Here is a 17,778-nt window from a genome sequence, read left to right on the forward strand (position 1 = left end):
CGCGTTCATGCTCAATTACTTGTGGTTCTTCCTTGCGGCGCTGTTTGAAATTGCCGGCTGTTTTGCTTTCTACCTGTGGCTGCGCCAGGGCAAGAGTGCGTTGTGGGTGATTCCCGCGCTGCTCAGTCTGACCGTGTTCGCGCTATTGCTGACCCGTGTTGAAGCGGCCTACGCCGGGCGCGCCTATGCCGCGTATGGCGGCATCTACATCGTTGCTTCGATTGGTTGGCTGGCGGTGGTCGAACGGGTACGCCCGCTGGGCTCGGACTGGATCGGCATGGTGCTGTGCGTGATCGGTGCCAGCATCATTCTGTTCGGGCCGCGCTTTTCCGCCGCCTGATATTTTTGTGCGAAGCGTCTGACGGCTGCGGGCGTGGGAGGCTGTAGGGCAAGACTGATTTGCTCGTCGTGCATTGTGAAGCCGCTGTAAGCCGCGCATCTTCAGGGTTTGCCAGTCCTGAAGGATGAATCCCATGCTTGTACTCAGCCGTGTGGTCGGTGAGTTGATTTCAATCGGTGACGACATCACCCTGCGTGTTCTGTCGGTAAACGGCTCCAGTGTGCGCTTCGGCGTCGAGGCGCCGAAAAAAGTCCATGTGCACCGCGCCGAGGTCTATGACCGGATCAAGCGCAAGGAGGCCGCCGCGAAGGCTGGCTGACGACTATCAGTCGAACAGATGCTTGGGCACGTCGTGTTTGAGCATCAACTGGCACTGCTCGCTTTCCGGGTCGAACACGATCAGTGCCTGGCCTTTGGTCAATGCCTGGCGCACGCGCAGTACGCGGGTTTCCAGCGGGGTGTCATCGCCGTTGTCAGTACCGTCGCGGGTGACGAAATCCTCGATCAGGCGGGTGAGGGTGTCGACTTCAAGCTGGTCGTGGGGAATGAGCATGGGCACCTCGGTCAAATCGATGTCGGGATGCTACGGGGATTGAGTTTTGCCTGCCAGTTCTGTATTGGTTGTGCCGGCCCATTCGCGAGCAGGCTCGCTCCCACATTTGATGCGATCCCTGTGGGAGCGAGCCTGCTCGCGAAGACGGTTATGTGATCACCGAAGATTCAACTGTCGGAACGCTGCCCCACCAGACTGTCCACCGGCGGCACCCGGGTTTCGCTTTCCATCTGCGTGTCATGCTCGATCTGATGACTGAAGCGATCCAGTGAGGCATTGGCCGGGGCCGCGTCGCTGGCGAACACCGGCGGGCTCAGAATGTACGCGCCGAGCAAGCGGCTGAGCGCCGCCAGGCTGTCGATGTGCGTGCGTTCGTAACCGTGCGTGGCATCGCAACCGAAGGCGAGCAGGGCGGTGCGGATGTCGTGGCCGGCGGTGACCGCCGAGTGCGCATCGCTGAAGTAATAGCGGAACATGTCGCGGCGCACCGGCAATTCGTGTTCACCCGCCAAGCGCAACAGATGCCGTGACAAGTGATAGTCATACGGCCCGCCGGAATCCTGCATCGCCACGCTCACCGCGTGTTCGCTGGAATGCTGGCCCGGCGCTACCGGCGCAATGTCGATGCCGACAAATTCACTGACGTCCCACGGCAATGCCGCCGCCGCACCACTGCCGGTTTCTTCGGTGATGGTGAACAGCGGATGGCAATCAATGTTCAGTTCCTGGCCGCTGTCGACAATCGCCTTGAGCGCGGCGAGCAGCGCGGCAACGCCGGCCTTGTCGTCGAGGTGGCGCGCGCTGATATGGCCGCTTTCGGTGAACTCCGGCAGCGGGTCGAACGCCACCACGTCACCGACATGAATGCCCAGCGATTCGCAATCGGCCTTGGTCGCGCAGTAAGCATCCAGACGCAGTTCGACGTGATCCCAACTGATCGGCATTTCATCGACCTGAGTATTGAACGCATGCCCGGAGGCCATCAGCGGCAGCACGCTGCCGCGAATCACGCCGGTGTCGGTAAACAGGCTGACCCGGCTGCCCTCGGCAAAGCGGCTCGACCAGCAACCGACCGGGGCGAGGGTCAGGCGACCGTTGTCTTTCACCGCACGGACGGCGGCACCGATGGTGTCCAGGTGCGCAGACACCGCGCGGTCAGGGCTGCTCTTTTTGCCCTTCAGTGTGGCGCGAATGGTGCCGCGCCGGGTCATTTCGAACGGAATGCCCAGCTCTTCAAGACGTTCGGCGACGTAGCGCACGATCGTGTCGGTGAAGCCGGTGGGGCTGGGAATCGCGAGCATTTCCAGCAGGACTTTTTGCAGGTAAGCCAGATCGGGTTCAGGGATTTGTGTGGTCATGGTCATGGAAACTCCTGATGGGTTGAGCACACCGATGGTTTCGATGAGAGAAAGATTTGTGGCGCCTGATGCAACCCTTTCGCGAGCAAGCTCGCTCCCACATTTGGAATGCATCCCCTGTGGGAGCGAGCTTGCTCGCGAAGGCGTCAGTGGAGGCGCTGCATAATCAAGAAACAGCCGGCTGACTGTGCGGAAACAACAGATCGACAAAGCGCTCCGCCGTCGGCTGCGGTTCATGGTTGGCCAGGCCGGCACGTTCGTTGGCTTCGATGAACACGTACTCGGGCTGATCCGCCGCCGGCACCATCAGATCGAGGCCGACCATCGGAATATCCAGCGCCCGCGCCGCCCGCACTGCCGCGTCGACCAGGGTCGGATGGAGAATGTCGGTCACGTCTTCCAGCGTCCCGCCGGTGTGCAGATTGGCCGTGCGCCGCACGAACAGATGCTCGCCGGCCGGCAGAATGCTGCTGTAGTCATAGCCGGCAGCATGCAGCGTGCGTTGGGTTTCGTGGTCCAGCGGGATCTTGCTTTCGCCGCTGGTGGCCGCTTGTCGACGGCGGCTTTGCGCTTCGATCAGCGCACCGATCGAATGCTGACCGTCGCCAACCACTTCCGCCGGACGGCGAATCGCCGCCGCTACCACTTCAAAACCAATCACCACAATCCGTAGATCGAGGCCTTCGTGGAAGCTTTCCAGCAGCACGCGACTGTCGAACTGCTTGGCGGTTTCGATGGCCTTCTGCACTTCTTCAATGGTGCGCAGATCCACGGCGACGCCATGGCCCTGTTCGCCGTCGAGAGGCTTTACCACTACCCGTTGGTGTTCATCGAGAAAGGCCAGACTATCGTCGGCATTGCCTGCCAGTTGTTGCGCCGGCAGCTTCAGACCAGCGGCTTTCAGCACCTTGTGGGTCAGGCTTTTGTCCTGGCACAGGGTCATGCTGATCGCGCTGGTCAGATCGCTCAGCGACTCGCGACAGCGCACGCGACGGCCGCCATGGCTGAGGGTGAACAGCCCGGCGTCGGCGTCATCCACTTGCACGTCGATGCCGCGTCGATGCGCTTCTTCGACGATGATCCGCGCGTAAGGATTGAAATTCGCCTCAGGCCCCGGGCCGAGAAACAGCGGTTGATTGATGCCGTTCTTGCGCTTGATGGCGAAGGTCGGCAGGTTACGAAAACCCAGTTTGGCGTAGAGGTTTTTCGCCTGACGATTGTCGTGCAATACCGACAGGTCGAGATACGCCAGGCCGCGGCTCATGAAGTGCTCGACCAGATGTCGCACCAGCACTTCGCCAACGCCTGGACGCGAGCAATGCGGATCGACCGCCAGGCACCACAGGCTGCTGCCGTGTTCCGGGTCGTTGAAGGCGTTCTGATGATTGAGGCCCATGACACTGCCGATCACCGCGCCGCTGTCCTCGTCTTCCGCCAGCCAGTACACCGGGCCGCCCTGATGATGCGGGGTGAGCAGTTGCGGGTCGATCGGCAACATGCCGCGCGCCTGATACAAACGGTTGATGCCTTGCCAGTCGGTTTCGCTCTGCGCACGACGAATGCGGAAGCCGCGAAACACTCGCGTGGCTTGCCGGTAATCGCTGAACCACAGGCGCAGGGTGTCGGACGGATCGAGAAACAGCTGAGTCGGCTCGAGGCCGAGAATCTGCTGCGGTGCGGCGACATACAGGGCGATGTCGCGCTCGCCGGGCTGCTCGTTGAGCAGTTCCTGCGCCAGTGACGCCGGGTCGGGAAAAGTGTGACCGATCAGCAGCCGGCCCCAACCGCAATGCACGGCAATCGGGGCGGTGGCAGGTTCGCTGCCGTCTTCGGCCAGGCGCGCCTGCAAACGTTCATACGAGGGGGCCTGACCACGCAACAGGCGTTGGTTGATGGACGTGGCATGGGGTTTCATCAATCAGATTCCTTGTTCACTGAGCCACAGGTTCAGGGCCGCCAGTTGCCACAGTTTCGAACCGCGCAATGGGGTCAGTTGGCCTTGCGGATCAGTCAAAAGCTTGTCGAGCATGGTCGGGTTGAACAGGCCGCGATCCTGACTCGGATCGAGCAGCAGCTCGCGCACCCAATTGAGCGTGTCGCCCTGCAAATGCTTGAGGCCCGGCACCGGGAAATAACCTTTCTTGCGGTCGATCACTTCGCTTGGAATGACTCGACGCGCGGCTTCCTTGAGCACTTGTTTGCCGCCATCGGGCAGCTTGAATTGGCCTGGCACCCGAGCCGAGAGTTCGACCAGTCGATAGTCGAGGAACGGCGTGCGCGCTTCCAGGCCCCAGGCCATGGTCATGTTGTCGACGCGTTTGACCGGGTCATCGACCAGCATCACCGTGCTGTCCAGACGCAAGGCTTTGTCCACCGCGGCATCAGCGCCAGGCTGGGCAAAATGCTCTTTGACGAAGTCGCCGGCCGCGTCGTGGTCGACCAGCCATTTCGGCTGCACGGTTGCGGCATAGTCGTCATAGCTGCGGTCGAAAAACGCATCGCGATAGGCCGCATAAGGATCCGCCGCGCCGTCGACTTGCGGATACCAGTGATAGCCGGCAAACAACTCGTCGGCACCCTGGCCGCTCTGCACCACTTTGCAATGTTTGGCCACTTCCCGAGACAACAGGTAGAAGGCAATGCAATCGTGGCTGACCATCGGCTCGCTCATCGCGCGGAACGCGGCAGGCAGTTGCTCGATGATTTCTTTCTCGTCGATGCGCAACTGATGGTGGCGGGTGCCGTAGTGCTTGGCGATCAGGTCCGAATACTGGAATTCATCGCCGCGTTCACCGCCGGCGTCCTGGAAACCGATGGAAAAGGTCGACAGATTCTCTACGCCGACTTCGCGCAACAGGCCGACGAGCATGCTCGAATCGACACCGCCGGACAGCAACACACCGACATCAACCGCCGCGCGCTGACGAATCGCCACCGCTTCGCGGGTGCTGTCGAGGACGCGATCGACCCAGTCTTCAAGGTTGAGGTTTTTCTCGTCCTCATGCGGGCCGTAGGGCAGGGTCCACCAGGTTTTCTGTTCGGTGCGGCCATCGGCTTCAACGCGCATCCAGGTGGCGGGCGGCAGTTTTTCGATACCGGCCAGCAACGTGCGCGGCGCAGGTACGACTGCGTGGAAATTCAGGTAGTGGTTAAGCGCTACCGGATCAAGGATCGGGTTGATATCGCCGCCCTTGAGCAGGGCCGGCAATGCCGAGGCAAAGCGCAGCCGCTGGCCGGTGCGCGACAGGTACAGCGGCTTCACGCCGAGACGGTCGCGGGCGATGAACAGGCGCTGGGCATCGCGCTCCCAGATGGCAAAGGCGAACATGCCGTTGAGTTTCGGCAGCAGCGCCTCGCCCCAGGCGTGATAACCCTTGAGCAGCACTTCGGTGTCGCCGCCCGAATAGAAGGCATAACCGAGCGCTTCGAGCTCTTCGCGCAATTCCGGGAAGTTGTAGATCGCGCCATTGAAGGCCAGGGACAGACCCAGTTGGCTGTCGATCATCGGCTGCGCCGAGCCGTCCGACAGGTCCATGATTTTCAGGCGTCGATGGCCCAGGGCAATCGGCCCTTGGGCATGGAAGCCCCACGCGTCTGGGCCGCGAGGGGCAAGGTGATGGGTGATTCTCTCGATCGCTGCAAGGTCTGCAGGTTGTTGATCAAAACGTAACTCGCCAGCTAATCCGCACATAAGGTCCTTACCGGTTTTTCCGTTGGGGAAGGTCAAGCCGTACCGCGCAAAAAGTGCGGGTACTCAGAAACTGACCTGTCGCGGTAAGTGGAGTTTTAGATCGATAAGTTATAAGCCAGCCGCCACGTCGCTTTGCCGGCAGTCAGGCGCGGCATCCGCAACACGCGTTGGGCGTGCGCGCCGTTACGCTTTTTCAAGTAAGCGGTTCACTGCAAAGGTTTGTGCTGGCCGGGTGGTGCAGGCGTATTTTTTCCATGACAAAAGGTGCTTGATAAGTGCGGATTGCCCACAGGATTTTGAATTGTTAATTGCTGCGCGGGATCGCTAAGGTCAAGGGCTCAACCGCAATAAAGGACTATTGCCATGCCCACCCAAGACAAGACAGATCCACAGATTAAAACGTCGATCCTGAGCACTTTGTTCGACGCAACCGGCGACCTTGAAATCGCCGAAACCCTGGAAAAGAATCTCTCGACGCATTTGCTCCAGGCTTCGCCCGCCAGCCTGGCCAGGCTGGATGAAATCAATCGTGAACTGCACGCCAAACAGTTGAAGGTCGATAAGGACCTGACCCGGCTAAAACCCTTGAACAGCTTCTGTATCAATGAGCTTGAGGCGGCGTTGAGCAAAAAATGGCCAGCGCTTTATGACGCAGGCGCGGATGTAATCAGTCTGCCGGGCGTTGATTGTGGCTGCGACGCGACCGCGACCGATCAGCCCGGGACAGATATCGTCAAACACGCTTCGCAAACCCTCTTGCAGGTAGCCATGCAGAACTTCACCGAAGACGAAGAGCAGGCTGACGCGTTTCCCGATGGCAGTCAGGTGCGCCTGACAAGCGCGCCGCAGGGCGTGAACGGCCTGACCCCGGCGGCATTTGCCGCGTTTTGTCGCCAACTGGATCTGGGCAAAAGATATCAGGAGCATCTGCAGCAAGTGTTCGGGCTGCGTGATGACAGCGGCACAGTCGTGGCGACCAGTGCAATGACCCGCGATATCGCCGCTTTAAAGCAATCGCTGCTGGAACTGGATACGCATATGGCCGCGCTCAAGGGCCATATCACCGCGACAGGTTTGCGCATGCTGCAGGATCTGATGGTGGCCGAGGGCGTGGCATCGGCGCAAACCCTGCGCTACGGCAAAGACTCGTGGATCATGCAGGGCATCAAGGTCCTCGACAGCTGCGTGTGGGGCGTGGTCGTATTTTCCAGACGCTCCGTGGAACAACACCCCGAGGACGGATGCATGGTGTATATGCCCGGCGAACCTGAGCGGCCGGTGTATGAATACCCGAGTTTCAATGCGTTCAAGCGCTACCTCGTGCAGCAACTCAAAACTCCCGAGTATCAGGAGTACTTTGCCCGCAGCCTCGACGAAGATGACAAGGCCGATTTCTTCAAGACGTTCGCTGAAAACGGCGATCTGGGCTTCGTCCAACAGTGGCCGATCAGCGTGCCACTCTTCGAGTTCATGGTGCAAAGCCATGTCGGCAAGTTGCAGATCGACGCCCGTAAACTGGCCGTGCCAACCGCGGATATCGATGAAGAGACGCGCCGCAAGCGCCTGCTGGATTTTGTTCAGCGCGGGGTGAGCATTGCCTCGGTGGCCGGGCTGTTCGTGCCGGTGCTCGGGCAACTGATGATGGGCGTGGCGGTAGGGCAACTGCTCGGTGAAGTGTACGACGGTGTCGAGGACTGGCAGCGCGGCGATCATCAGCAAGCCCTGTCGCATCTGCTCAGCGTGGTCGAGGACATCGCCTTGATGGGCGTCTTTGCCGGCGGTCAAAAAGTGCTCGGGACGCTGGGGCGCAAATTGTTGCGCGCGCACCCGGAATTCTTCGGACAATTCACCGCGATACTCAATCGGGCCGGCAAGCCGCGCCTGTGGAAAAACGATCTCAGTCGGTACGAGCATATCCTCCCTTCCGGTTTTACCATCAGTGCCGGCTCCAAAGAGCTGTACCTGATTGGCACCAAAACCGTCGCTCGTGTTGACGATCGCGTGCTGGCCGGCCGTTTTGATGCCGATGCCCGGCGCTTGTTCCTGGAGCACCCGCAACGCGCGCAAGCCTATGTTCCCGAGCTGAACCGCCACGTCGAAGGTGGCTGGCGATTGCCCGCCGAAGAACCCGAAGAATGGGGCAGCAGTGCCTATACGCTCAAACGCATCGATCCGCACTTGCACGAATTTGTCGACAGTGACCTGGACATGCTGCGTCGGCTCAGTGGCACTTCGCAGCAGGCATTGCTCGAGACGTTCAACGACAATCTGAAGCTTCCAGTGCGCCTGCGCGATACCGTCGAACGTGTACGCATCGGGCGCCAGTTACGCGAACTGACCACGGAGCTGCAGAGCGGTGAGATCCACTCTGGGCAACCTGTCGAGGAGCAGATGCATGCCCTGCCGAAATTGCCGGGCTGGCCCACTGACCGCTATCTCGAGGTCACCAATGACGAGGGCATCGTCGAGGCGACTTATCCCGCAAACAGCGTGATCGACGAGACGCTGGGGGTGGTCGTTACCCGCAGCCAGTTGGCCCGGGGCCAATTGCTGCGCACGGTTATCGATGGCCTGTACCAAAGCGAGGTCGATGCGTTGCTTGGCGGCAACGTCACGAAAAGCACCGAGGAAACCGCGCTGGCGAAAAAGCTCGGTGCGGCGCTCCAGTCGGATTACCGCGCAGTGGTCGAACGCCTGTATCAGCGCTACGACCAGAGTCAGGCGGATGATTTGCTCAAACTGCGCGCGGTTTTTCCTGACATCCCCGCGCGCTATGGACAGCGGCTGATCGACCGCGCACCCAGTGTCGAGCGTCAACACCTGCGCACCAGCGCACGGGTGCCATTGCAACTGGGGCAGCGAGTCCGGGCCGGTGCCGCCGAGGTGCGGCATGACCGCGCGCTGAGCGGATTTCACTGGCCAAGGCTGGCGAATGCCGATACCGACAAACTGGCCATTCAGTTGCTGCCACGCCTCAGCGGCTGGGATAAACAACTGCGCCTGGAGGTACGCGACAAAGCCTTGACCGGCCCGGTACTGGAAGCCATCGGCGATGCGTCGGCAACCTCTGGCAATACCTGCTATCTGGTGAAATCCACTGACGGCTATGAAGCGTTTGGCGGCGACAAAATATCCCTTGGCAAAGTAACGTCGGGGCCCAACGCCTTGTATACCGCCATCCTCAAAGCACTGCCATCACGTCAGCGTAACGCGATCGGATTTGTCGATGTCGGGCAGACCAGCAGGCAGCGCTTGCGCAGCAAATTGCTCGACGCAGGGCTGGAGCAACGCGAAGCCACCGGGCGAACACTGATCAGTGGCGAGTACGAAGCGCTGGTTGTCGAGCCTGCCTGCGTGCAAGGCGATCAGGCCCCTGCGACGAATCACCCACGCAGATTGATGCGCGCAGTGCGCAAACTCTATCCACGCCTGGACGACGCCCAGGTCCGGCAATTGCTCGATGAACTGGGCGATGATCCGCTCAGCCAGGCGATCCGGCTCAAAGCCTTGCGTCAGGATCTGCAAACCCTGCGGGACGTTCTCTTCGTCTGGAGCGAGGATGGCGTTGCCCTGAAGGCGATGGGGGGCGATCTGGCCGAAGCGCGGCACAGCCGCAAGATGGCAGCCGAGCTGATCGAGGAGAGTTTTCGGCGGTTTCACTGGATCAAGGATGAACAGGGCAGATCGGTCTGTGCCCTCGACCTTGACGGCATGCGCATCGGCAAGCTGCCGACCTTTTCACCGGGTCTGAGCTTCGCCCATGTGCAGCACTTGTCGATGCGCAACATGGCGCAGGGCGATGATGTCGCGCACTTTCTCAAATCCTTCAAACAGCTTGAGTCGCTGCAACTCGACACCAATAACATCACCCGGCTGCCCGAAGTGCTGTCGTATATGCCCAACCTCAAACGATTGAGCCTGGCCAACAACCAGCTGAAACTGACCGAGCAGACGCTGGCGAAGCTGAACCGGCTGCGCACGTTGTGGTTTCTGGATCTGAACAGGAACGCGCTGGGCGCCACCCCGGATGTCAGTCAGATGAGCAACCTGCGTCGGCTATTGCTGCGCAATACGGGGATTACCGAACTGCCTGAAGGTCTGCGCAATTGCGTCTATATCGAATGGATGGATATGGGCGAGAACAAAATCAGGGAGTTGCCCGATTGGCTGTTTCAGAAACCGCGAAAATTCACCCAGGCCCTCAACGTGGGGCTCAATCCCTTTACTGAAACCACCAAAACGTATCTGGATAACTACCGCAACAATTTCGGTATAGGAATGGGTTATCCCGCAGACGACATTGCCCGTTTCAACGAGAGCACCGCGCGCTCGTTATGGTTTACCAAAAACAGCGGAGAAGACTGGGCCGAGCAGGCGCGCATCTGGGCGGCATTTCGCGACGATACGCGTGCAGAAGGCCTGTTTCATTTGCTCGCGCAACTGGGCGATACCGCCGACGCCGCAAAGAGCAGGGCTGACATGCAGCGACGGGTCTGGGTGGTTCTGAAGGCGGCGGAGGCCGATCGCGCCCTCTGCGCTCAGTTGCTCGATGAGGCCGCCAACCCGATCAATTGCATTGACAGCGCGGCGGTCAACTTCAGTCATCTTGAAGTGACCGTTGAGGTCGACCGTATCACCAGGAGATCCGGCGGCACGGTCACTGCCAGACCACTGCTCAACCTCGGCCGCGGCCTGTTTCGGCTGGAACAACTGAACGCGATTGCCCGGGAACACGCCATCAGGGTGCCGAAACTGGATCCGCTGGAGGTCAACCTGGCTTATCGCGTCGGGTTGGCAAAGGCCCTGGACCTGCCCGGCCAGCCGCAGAATATGCTGTTCGAGGCGCAGAGCGGCGTGACTGCCACTGATCTGGACACGGCAAAACACCGGATCACCACGGCCGAACTCTCGCCCCGGTGGCTGAAATTCATCCAGGAGCAAACCTTCTGGCGTGACTACTTGAAACGTACTTTTACCCGCAAGTTCTCGCTGATCGATGAATCCTTCGCACCGCGCATGAGTGCGCTGGATGAGCAGGCGGACACACTGCCCAGTGCCGACTATTTGAGTCAGGGGGAAGCCCTCAGACTCGAAAAGGAGCAGGCGCAGGAGGCCGTGTACAAGCGCCTGTCGGAGGAGTCGATTCGCCTGATGGACCTGGGCCTCTGCGTGATGCCGGACCCGTGAAACTCACTTGCCGCGAATCAACTGGCGCAATGCGAAACGGTTGGGATGGCAGGCTTCGGCCACGCTGCGTGGTAACGGCAGCGGCTCGTTGTCCAGCCACGCGGCGAGCAGTTCGCCGGACAGCGGCGCGGTGATCAGCCCGCGAGAACCGTGGCCGCTGTTGATGTACAGGCCATCGAGCCACGGGCAAGCGCTGTCCGGCACTTGCCGGGCGTCCTTGCTCAGGGCCGCGTAGGTCTGAACGAAGGCCGCGCGGTCGGCGAGCGGGCCGACGATCGGCAGATAGTCAGGGCTGGTGCAACGGAAGGCGGCGCGGCCCCCAAGGTTCTCAAGTGGCTGCTCGCTGATGTTCAGACGTGTCAGCAGATCGCTGGAAATCTCTTCGAGCATCGCCAGATTGCCTTGGTGCTCGGCGGTCGTGGGCGTCAGGTCGTCACTGTTGAAGTCGAAACTGGCGCCCAGCGTGTGCTCGCCCAGGCGTGCCGGGGCGACGTAGCCTTCGGCGCACACCACCGTGGCCAGCGCACGACTGTCTGCGGTTTCAGCCAGGCGAGTGATCTGCCCGCGAATGCGCTTGAGCGGCAATTCGGCACTCTGCGCGAAACGTTTGATTTCCGCGGCGCCGGCCAAGACCACAACGGGTGCACTGGCGAGCAAACGCTCGCCGTCGAAGGCTTGCCACTGGTCTGCGGCTTTGCGCAGTTGCAAAGCTTCCTGATGATTGAGCAATTCAACATTGGCGTGCATCGCCTGGGCCTGACACAGCGCCGGCGGATGCACCCAGCCACCCTCGGGATAGAACAGACCGCCATGGACCACGCCGACACCGGCGCGCGCCTGCGCTTGCGGCTGGTCCAGCCATTGCAGAAGATCCTCGGGAAACGCCTCCGCCAATTGCGCATGACGCTCGGCTTCCTTGGCGTTGAACGCCAGTTGCAGCACGCCGCAGTCGTCCCAATCAGTGCCGCGTTGCAGGCTTTCCAGCAGGCGCCGGGTGTAACCGAAGCCGCTGACAATCAATTGCGACAACGCGGTGCCATGGGCGGACAGCTTCAGATAGAGCACGCCTTGCGGGTTGCCCGAGGCTTCTTGGGCTACCGCAGCGTGACGTTCCAGCAGGCTCACCCGCCAGCCGCGCGCCGCCAGGCTCGACGCCGTCGCGCAGCCGGCCAGACCCGCGCCGATCACCAGCGCCCGGCGTTCGCCGGTGAACGGAGCAGGGCGGGCGAACCAGGGTTTTGCCGGCACTGGCGCAGCCACCTCGGCGGGCCAGCCGAGAAATTCGCCACGCAGGATTTCCCATTTGTGGCCAATGCCCGGTGTGCGCTTCATCTTGAACCCGGCAGCGTTGAGCAAACGCCGGACCCAACCGGTGCTGGTGAAGGTGCTGATGGTCGCGCCCGGCGCGGCCAGACGCGCCAGTTCGGCGAACAGCTCCGCGGTCCACATGTCGGGGTTTTTCGCCGGGGCGAAACCGTCGAGAAACCACGCGTCGATCTGTGCATCGAGTTGCGGCAGTTGCTCCAGCGCATCGCCAATCAGCAAGGTCAGCGTCACCCGACCTTCGGCCAGGGTGATGCGCTGAAAGCCTGGATGAATCGCTACGTATTGCTTGAGTAATTGATCGGCCAGTGGCTTGAGCTGCGGCCACAGGACCAAGGCCCGACGCAGGTCCGCAGGTGCCAGCGGGTACTTCTCGACGCTGACAAAATGCAGGCGCGCGCCGGCCACCGCGTGCTGTTCGAACAACTGCCAGGCGCAGAGAAAATTCAGTCCGGTGCCGAAACCGGTTTCGCCAATGACCAGACGTCCATCCGCCGGCAGCGCAGCGAAACGCTCGGCCAGACAGTTCTGTTCGAGAAACACGTAACGGGTTTCCTCCAGCCCCGACTGGTCGGAAAAATACACGTCATCGAACACCCGCGAACGTGGGCGTCCCTGATCGTCCCAGTCGAGTTGGGCGTGGGGCATTTCGGCTTTCATGGCAGGCTCGGCAAACACAAGGCGGCCATTCTAGCCGATCGCGCGCGAGCTGCCTGATCCAGCACAAGACGGGATTTGGGCGTATTAGGGAAAATTTCAAAAGATCGCAGCCTTCGGCAGCTCCTACAGGGAAACGCATTGCAAATGTAGGAGCTGCCGAAGGCTGCGATCTGTTCAGGTGCTGCAATCATCCGCTAGTCTTGCTGAACCCTGGAAGGAGCCGTCCCATGTTTGAATCCGCTGAAATCGGTCACGCCATCGACAAAGACACTTATGAGGCGGCGGTCCCTGCGCTGCGTGAAGCCTTGCTGGAAGCGCAGTTCGAGTTGCAGCAGCAGAAGCGTTTCCCGGTGATCATCCTGATCAACGGCATCGAAGGGGCGGGCAAGGGCGAGACGGTCAAACTGCTCAATGAATGGATGGACCCGCGCCTGATCGAAGTGCGCACCTTCGACCAGCAAACCGATGAAGAACTCGCACGGCCACCGGCGTGGCGCTACTGGCGCATGCTGCCGGCCAAGGGGCGGATGGGGATTTTCTTCGGCAACTGGTACAGCCAGATGCTCCAGGGCAGGGTCCATGGGCTGTTCAAGGATCCGCGTCTGGACCAGGCCATTGCCGGCGCCGAGCGTCTGGAAAAGATGCTTTGCGATGAAGGCGCGCTGATCTTCAAGTTCTGGTTTCACCTGTCCAAAAAACAGATGAAAGCGCGGCTCAAGTCATTGGCTGACGACCCGTTGCACAGCTGGCGCATCAGTCCACTGGACTGGCAGCAATCACAGACCTACGACAAGTTCGTCAAATACGGCGAGCGGGTGTTGCGCCGCACCAGCCGCGATTACGCGCCGTGGCACGTCATCGAAGGCGCCGACGCCAATTACCGCAGCCTGGCGGTGGGCAAGATTCTCCTCGAAGGCCTGCAAAATGCGCTCAAGCGTGCCGAGGTCAATCCCCACGAAGTCAGTGCCGCGCCGCTGGGTACGCCGGTCGATCAGTTGAACCTGCTCGACAGCCTCGACCTGACACAGCGTCTGGACAAGAAAGACTACGAAGAACAGCTGATCACCGAGCAGGCGCGCCTGTCCGGGCTGATGCGCGACAAACGCATGCGTCGCCATGCGCTGATCGCGGTGTTCGAAGGCAATGACGCGGCGGGCAAGGGTGGAGCGATCCGCCGCGTCGCCGCCGCACTCGACCCGCGTCAGTACAGCATCGTGCCGATCGCCGCGCCAACCGAAGAAGAACGCGCGCAACCCTACCTGTGGCGGTTCTGGCGGCACATTCCGGCGCGGGGCAAATTCACCGTATTCGACCGCTCGTGGTATGGGCGGGTGCTGGTCGAGCGCGTGGAAGGCTTCTGCACCCAGGCCGACTGGCTGCGCGCTTACGGCGAGATCAACGACTTCGAAGAGCAACTGGCCGACGCCGGCGTGATCGTCGTCAAGTTCTGGCTGGCCATCGATAAGGACACGCAAATGGAGCGCTTTCAGGAGCGTGAAGAGATCTCCTTCAAGCGTTTCAAGATCACCGAGGACGACTGGCGCAACCGCGAAAAGTGGGACGCCTATCGCGCGGCAGTGGGCGACATGGTCGATCGCACCAGCACCGAGATCGCGCCGTGGACGCTGGTCGAGGCCAACGACAAACGCTGGGCACGGGTGAAAGTCCTGCGCACGATCAACCGTGCGCTGGAAGACGCGTTCGAGAAATCCGACAAGAAGGCCAAAAAACACAAGGACTGAAGCGATGGCCGCGCATACGCCGGGTGAATGATCCTCACGGTCGGCAAGAAGGTGGACTTATGCTCAGGTCCACTTTCAACCGACAACAACAATGAGGTATGCCATGCGTGAAGTGGTGATCGTCGACAGCGTGCGGACCGGCCTGGCCAAATCCTTTCGCGGCAAGTTCAACCAGACCCGCCCCGATGACATGGCGGCCCACTGCGTCAATGCGCTGCTGACACGCAACGATATCGACCCGGCCAGCGTCGAGGACTGCATCGTCGGCGCCGGCTCCAACGAAGGCGCGCAGGGCTACAACATCGGCCGCAACGTCGCGGTGCTCTCGCGATTGGGCACCGGCACCGCCGGCATGACCCTCAACCGTTTCTGCTCCTCGGGCTTGCAGGCGATTGCGATTGCCGCCAACCAGATCGCCTCCGGTTGCAGCGAGATCATCGTTGCCGGCGGCGTCGAGTCGATCAGCCTGACCCTGAAAAGCGTCAACACCGATCACCTGATCAACCCGCTGCTCAAGCAACAGACCCCCGGCATCTACTACACCATGGGCCAGACTGCCGAAGTGGTCGCCCGGCGTTACGGCGTCAGCCGCGAGGCGCAGGATCGCTATGCGCTGCAAAGCCAGATTCGTACGGCGCAGGCCCAGGCTGCCGGTCTGTTCGATGATGAAATCGTGCCGATGGCGGTGAAATACCGCGTCGAGGACAAGAACAGCGGTGAAGTGCAGATTCTCGATGGCGTGGTCGAGCGCGACGACTGCAACCGCCCGGACACCACCTATGAAAGCCTCGCCGGTTTGAAACCGGTATTTGCCGACGACGGTTCGGTGACGGCCGGCAATTCATCACAGCTGTCCGACGGTGCGTCGATGACGCTGGTGATGAGTCTGGACAAGGCGCTGGAACTGGGCCTCAAGCCGAAAGCGTTCTTCCGTGGCTTCACCGTGGCCGGTTGCGAGCCGGACGAAATGGGCATCGGCCCGGTGTTCTCAGTGCCAAAGCTGCTCAAGGCCAAGGGCCTGCAAGTGGCGGATATCGATCTGTGGGAATTGAACGAGGCGTTCGCTTCGCAGTGTCTCTACAGCCGTGATCGGCTGGAAATCGACAACGAGAAGTACAACGTCAATGGCGGCTCGATTTCCATCGGCCACCCGTTCGGCATGACCGGCTCGCGCCAGGTCGGGCATTTGATTCGGGAATTGCAGCGACGCAATCTGCGTTACGGCATCGTCACCATGTGTGTGGGGGGCGGGATGGGGGCGACGGGGTTGTTTGAGGCGGTGCGTTAACCGCTTAAAGATTTGTTGGATGATCTACCGCATTCGCGAGCAGGCTCGCTCCCACAGGGTTCAGGGTGTACATAATTTCAATGTTCACCGAATCCTGTGGGAGCGAGCCTGCTCGCGATGAAATCACCGTGGACTCTGCCTGGAACCCTGCTGCTGCATCCGCGCGATGTAAGCCTTTATTTCCTGCTCCGCCTTCTCGGGACTGTCAAACGGCCCCTCAAGGGTATTTTCCCGGGTGCTGAAATACAGTTCGCCATTGACCCGACACACGCGGTCGCTGCGAAAACGGGTGGCGGGGGCGCTGTCCTCGGCGCGCATGGCGTACATGTCGGTCTCCCTGATCAGTGTGTGGAAAAGTCTGCAATCAGCTTATGCCTGAAGGACTTGGCGCGCCCGTCCGGCCGATCAACGGCGGCGCGGCGGTTTACTGCTGCGACCTGCACAGTTTCATTCGCGGCCTGCCGGCAACTGTCCCTGTGTTGTGCGCAGCCGGACGCCTAGAATGAACGCTCTTGTCAGCAGGCTTTTGGGGTTCGCATGCACATTTCATCGGGGCGCTGGGTGTACGGACTGTTCCTGGCGCTGCTGACCGCGTTTCTGTGGGGCATCCTGCCGATCAAGCTCAAACAGGTGCTGCAGGTGATGGACCCGGTCACGGTGACCTGGTTTCGCCTGTTGGTGTCCGGCGGCTGCTTGTTTATCTATCTGGCCTCGGTCAAGCGCCTGCCGAGTCGCAAGGTGCTCGGGCCCAAGGGCGGCTGGCTGGTGCTGATGGCGGTGTTGGGGCTGGTCGGCAATTACGTGCTGTACCTGATGGGCCTCAACCTGCTCAGCCCCGGCACCGCGCAACTGGTGGTGCAAATGGGCCCGATCATGTTGCTGATTGCCAGCCTGTTCGTGTTCAAGGAACGCTTCAGCATCGGCCAGGGCATCGGCTTGCTGGTGCTGCTGATCGGCTTTGGCCTGTTCTTCAATCAGCGCCTGGCCGAGCTGCTGACCTCGCTGTCCGATTACACCGCTGGCGTGCTGTTGGTGCTGCTGGCGTCGACGGTCTGGACTTTTTATGCGCTGGGGCAGAAGCAATTGCTGACGGTGTGGAATTCGTTGCAGGTGATGATGGTGATCTATCTGTTCTGCGCGCTGTTGCTGACGCCTTGGGTGCATCCGCTGGAAGCGCTGGAGCTGAGCCCGCTGCAGGGCTGGCTGTTGCTGGCGTGCTGCATGAATACCTTGATCGCTTACGGCGCATTTGCTGAAGCGCTGGCGCATTGGGAAGCCTCGCGGGTGAGTGCGACGCTGGCGATCACGCCGTTGGTGACATTCGTTGCGGTGGCGATTGCGGCGCGGATCTGGCCCGAGTATGTGCATGCCGAGCAGATCAATGCGCTGGGCTATGGCGGGGCGGTGCTGGTGGTGCTGGGTTCGGCGCTGGTGGCGTTGGGGCCGTCGTTGATTGCCGGCCTCAGGGCGCGGCGGATGCGCATGGCCTGAAGATCAAAAGATCGCAGCCTGCGGCAGCTCCTACAATTGGAATGCGTTTCCCTGTAGATACCGTCTTGAGCCTCACCGGGCAAGCGCAAGTTGCGGGTCATATGGCAGTCCTGACTTGAGCACTCCGTAAACGAAGTGCAGCAGC

12 protein-coding genes are annotated in these 17,778 nt (G+C 61.0%); 6 read left to right on the forward strand and 6 right to left on the reverse strand.

Annotated elements, in window-relative coordinates:
* Positions 1 to 7: 7 nt before the first annotated feature.
* Positions 8 to 340, forward strand: a complete 333-nt coding sequence (locus AC0Z4S_RS24170) for a YnfA family protein (protein WP_485624853.1) — start codon at positions 8 to 10, stop codon at positions 338 to 340.
* A 133-nt stretch (positions 341 to 473) separates the two neighbouring features.
* Positions 474 to 659 carry a carbon storage regulator CsrA gene (csrA, locus tag AC0Z4S_RS24175; protein WP_024013891.1) on the forward strand — a complete coding sequence of 62 codons (186 nt, stop codon included), beginning with the start codon at positions 474 to 476 and terminating at the stop codon, positions 657 to 659.
* 6 nt (positions 660 to 665) lie between these two features.
* Here csrA and AC0Z4S_RS24180 read toward each other — a convergent pair whose 3' ends face one another.
* The 4 genes from AC0Z4S_RS24180 to AC0Z4S_RS24195 all read right to left on the reverse strand — a co-directional run bounded on the left by AC0Z4S_RS24180 (position 666) and on the right by AC0Z4S_RS24195 (position 5,942).
* Positions 666 to 893 (reverse strand): YheU family protein, encoded by a 228-nt coding sequence (locus AC0Z4S_RS24180; protein WP_003199186.1) that lies wholly within the window; start codon positions 891 to 893, stop codon positions 666 to 668.
* A 167-nt stretch (positions 894 to 1,060) separates the two neighbouring features.
* Entirely contained in the window at positions 1,061 to 2,251 is a 1,191-nt protein-coding gene (locus AC0Z4S_RS24185) for an osmoprotectant NAGGN system M42 family peptidase (protein WP_329515498.1), read from the reverse strand.
* A gap of 166 nt (positions 2,252 to 2,417) precedes the next feature.
* Positions 2,418 to 4,166: an N-acetylglutaminylglutamine synthetase gene (ngg, locus tag AC0Z4S_RS24190; RefSeq protein WP_485624855.1), complete on the reverse strand. Its 1,749-nt coding sequence runs from the start codon at positions 4,164 to 4,166 to the stop codon at positions 2,418 to 2,420.
* A gap of 3 nt (positions 4,167 to 4,169) precedes the next feature.
* On the reverse strand, positions 4,170 to 5,942 hold the full coding sequence (locus AC0Z4S_RS24195; protein WP_253504251.1) for an N-acetylglutaminylglutamine amidotransferase: 1,773 nt from the start codon (positions 5,940 to 5,942) through the stop codon (positions 4,170 to 4,172).
* Positions 5,943 to 6,305: 363 nt separating this feature from the next.
* Here AC0Z4S_RS24195 and AC0Z4S_RS24200 point away from each other — a divergent pair, with 363 nt between their 5' ends.
* Positions 6,306 to 11,129, forward strand: a complete 4,824-nt coding sequence (locus AC0Z4S_RS24200; protein ID WP_485624856.1) for an NEL-type E3 ubiquitin ligase domain-containing protein — start codon at positions 6,306 to 6,308, stop codon at positions 11,127 to 11,129.
* A 3-nt stretch (positions 11,130 to 11,132) separates the two neighbouring features.
* Here the strand turns inward: AC0Z4S_RS24200 and mnmC are convergent, their stop codons facing one another.
* Positions 11,133 to 13,112 carry a bifunctional tRNA (5-methylaminomethyl-2-thiouridine)(34)-methyltransferase MnmC2/FAD-dependent 5-carboxymethylaminomethyl-2-thiouridine(34) oxidoreductase MnmC1 gene (gene mnmC, locus AC0Z4S_RS24205; protein ID WP_485624857.1) on the reverse strand — a complete coding sequence of 660 codons (1,980 nt, stop codon included), beginning with the start codon at positions 13,110 to 13,112 and terminating at the stop codon, positions 11,133 to 11,135.
* Between the two features lie 227 nt (positions 13,113 to 13,339).
* On the opposite strand from mnmC, the gene pap reads away from it, so the two are divergent.
* Both pap and AC0Z4S_RS24215 read left to right on the forward strand, forming a co-directional pair.
* On the forward strand, positions 13,340 to 14,854 hold the full coding sequence (gene pap / locus AC0Z4S_RS24210; RefSeq protein WP_485624858.1) for a polyphosphate:AMP phosphotransferase: 1,515 nt from the start codon (positions 13,340 to 13,342) through the stop codon (positions 14,852 to 14,854).
* A 103-nt stretch (positions 14,855 to 14,957) separates the two neighbouring features.
* Positions 14,958 to 16,142, forward strand: coding sequence for a thiolase family protein (locus tag AC0Z4S_RS24215; RefSeq protein WP_485624859.1), 1,185 nt, complete (start codon positions 14,958 to 14,960; stop codon positions 16,140 to 16,142).
* A gap of 123 nt (positions 16,143 to 16,265) precedes the next feature.
* Here the strand turns inward: AC0Z4S_RS24215 and AC0Z4S_RS24220 are convergent, their stop codons facing one another.
* The gene (locus tag AC0Z4S_RS24220) at positions 16,266 to 16,469 is read right to left on the reverse strand and encodes a DUF6316 family protein (protein WP_485624860.1); all 204 of its coding nucleotides are present in this window, start codon (positions 16,467 to 16,469) and stop codon (positions 16,266 to 16,268) included.
* A 210-nt stretch (positions 16,470 to 16,679) separates the two neighbouring features.
* Between AC0Z4S_RS24220 and AC0Z4S_RS24225 the strand changes: the two genes are divergently transcribed.
* Positions 16,680 to 17,633, forward strand: a complete 954-nt coding sequence (locus AC0Z4S_RS24225) for a DMT family transporter (protein WP_485624861.1) — start codon at positions 16,680 to 16,682, stop codon at positions 17,631 to 17,633.
* Positions 17,634 to 17,778: the final 145 nt, after the last annotated feature.

Source organism: Pseudomonas sp. 1L-B-1-E-C1 (genome assembly GCF_057291835.1).

What these genes read in the sequence shown, in the direction of transcription:
- AC0Z4S_RS24220 (WP_485624860.1), bottom strand. Translation starts at nt 16,469, where the DNA reads ATGTACGCCATGCGCGCCGAGGACAGCGCCCCCGCCACCCGTTTTCGC.
- AC0Z4S_RS24180 (WP_003199186.1), bottom strand. Translation starts at nt 893, where the DNA reads ATGCTCATTCCCCACGACCAGCTTGAAGTCGACACCCTCACCCGCCTG.
- AC0Z4S_RS24185 (WP_329515498.1), bottom strand. Translation starts at nt 2,251, where the DNA reads ATGACCACACAAATCCCTGAACCCGATCTGGCTTACCTGCAAAAAGTC.
- AC0Z4S_RS24170 (WP_485624853.1), top strand. Translation starts at nt 8, where the DNA reads ATGCTCAATTACTTGTGGTTCTTCCTTGCGGCGCTGTTTGAAATTGCC.
- AC0Z4S_RS24195 (WP_253504251.1), bottom strand. Translation starts at nt 5,942, where the DNA reads ATGTGCGGATTAGCTGGCGAGTTACGTTTTGATCAACAACCTGCAGAC.
- AC0Z4S_RS24225 (WP_485624861.1), top strand. Translation starts at nt 16,680, where the DNA reads ATGCACATTTCATCGGGGCGCTGGGTGTACGGACTGTTCCTGGCGCTG.
- csrA (WP_024013891.1), top strand. Translation starts at nt 474, where the DNA reads ATGCTTGTACTCAGCCGTGTGGTCGGTGAGTTGATTTCAATCGGTGAC.
- ngg (WP_485624855.1), bottom strand. Translation starts at nt 4,166, where the DNA reads ATGAAACCCCATGCCACGTCCATCAACCAACGCCTGTTGCGTGGTCAG.
- pap (WP_485624858.1), top strand. Translation starts at nt 13,340, where the DNA reads ATGTTTGAATCCGCTGAAATCGGTCACGCCATCGACAAAGACACTTAT.
- AC0Z4S_RS24215 (WP_485624859.1), top strand. Translation starts at nt 14,958, where the DNA reads ATGCGTGAAGTGGTGATCGTCGACAGCGTGCGGACCGGCCTGGCCAAA.
- AC0Z4S_RS24200 (WP_485624856.1), top strand. Translation starts at nt 6,306, where the DNA reads ATGCCCACCCAAGACAAGACAGATCCACAGATTAAAACGTCGATCCTG.
- mnmC (WP_485624857.1), bottom strand. Translation starts at nt 13,112, where the DNA reads ATGAAAGCCGAAATGCCCCACGCCCAACTCGACTGGGACGATCAGGGA.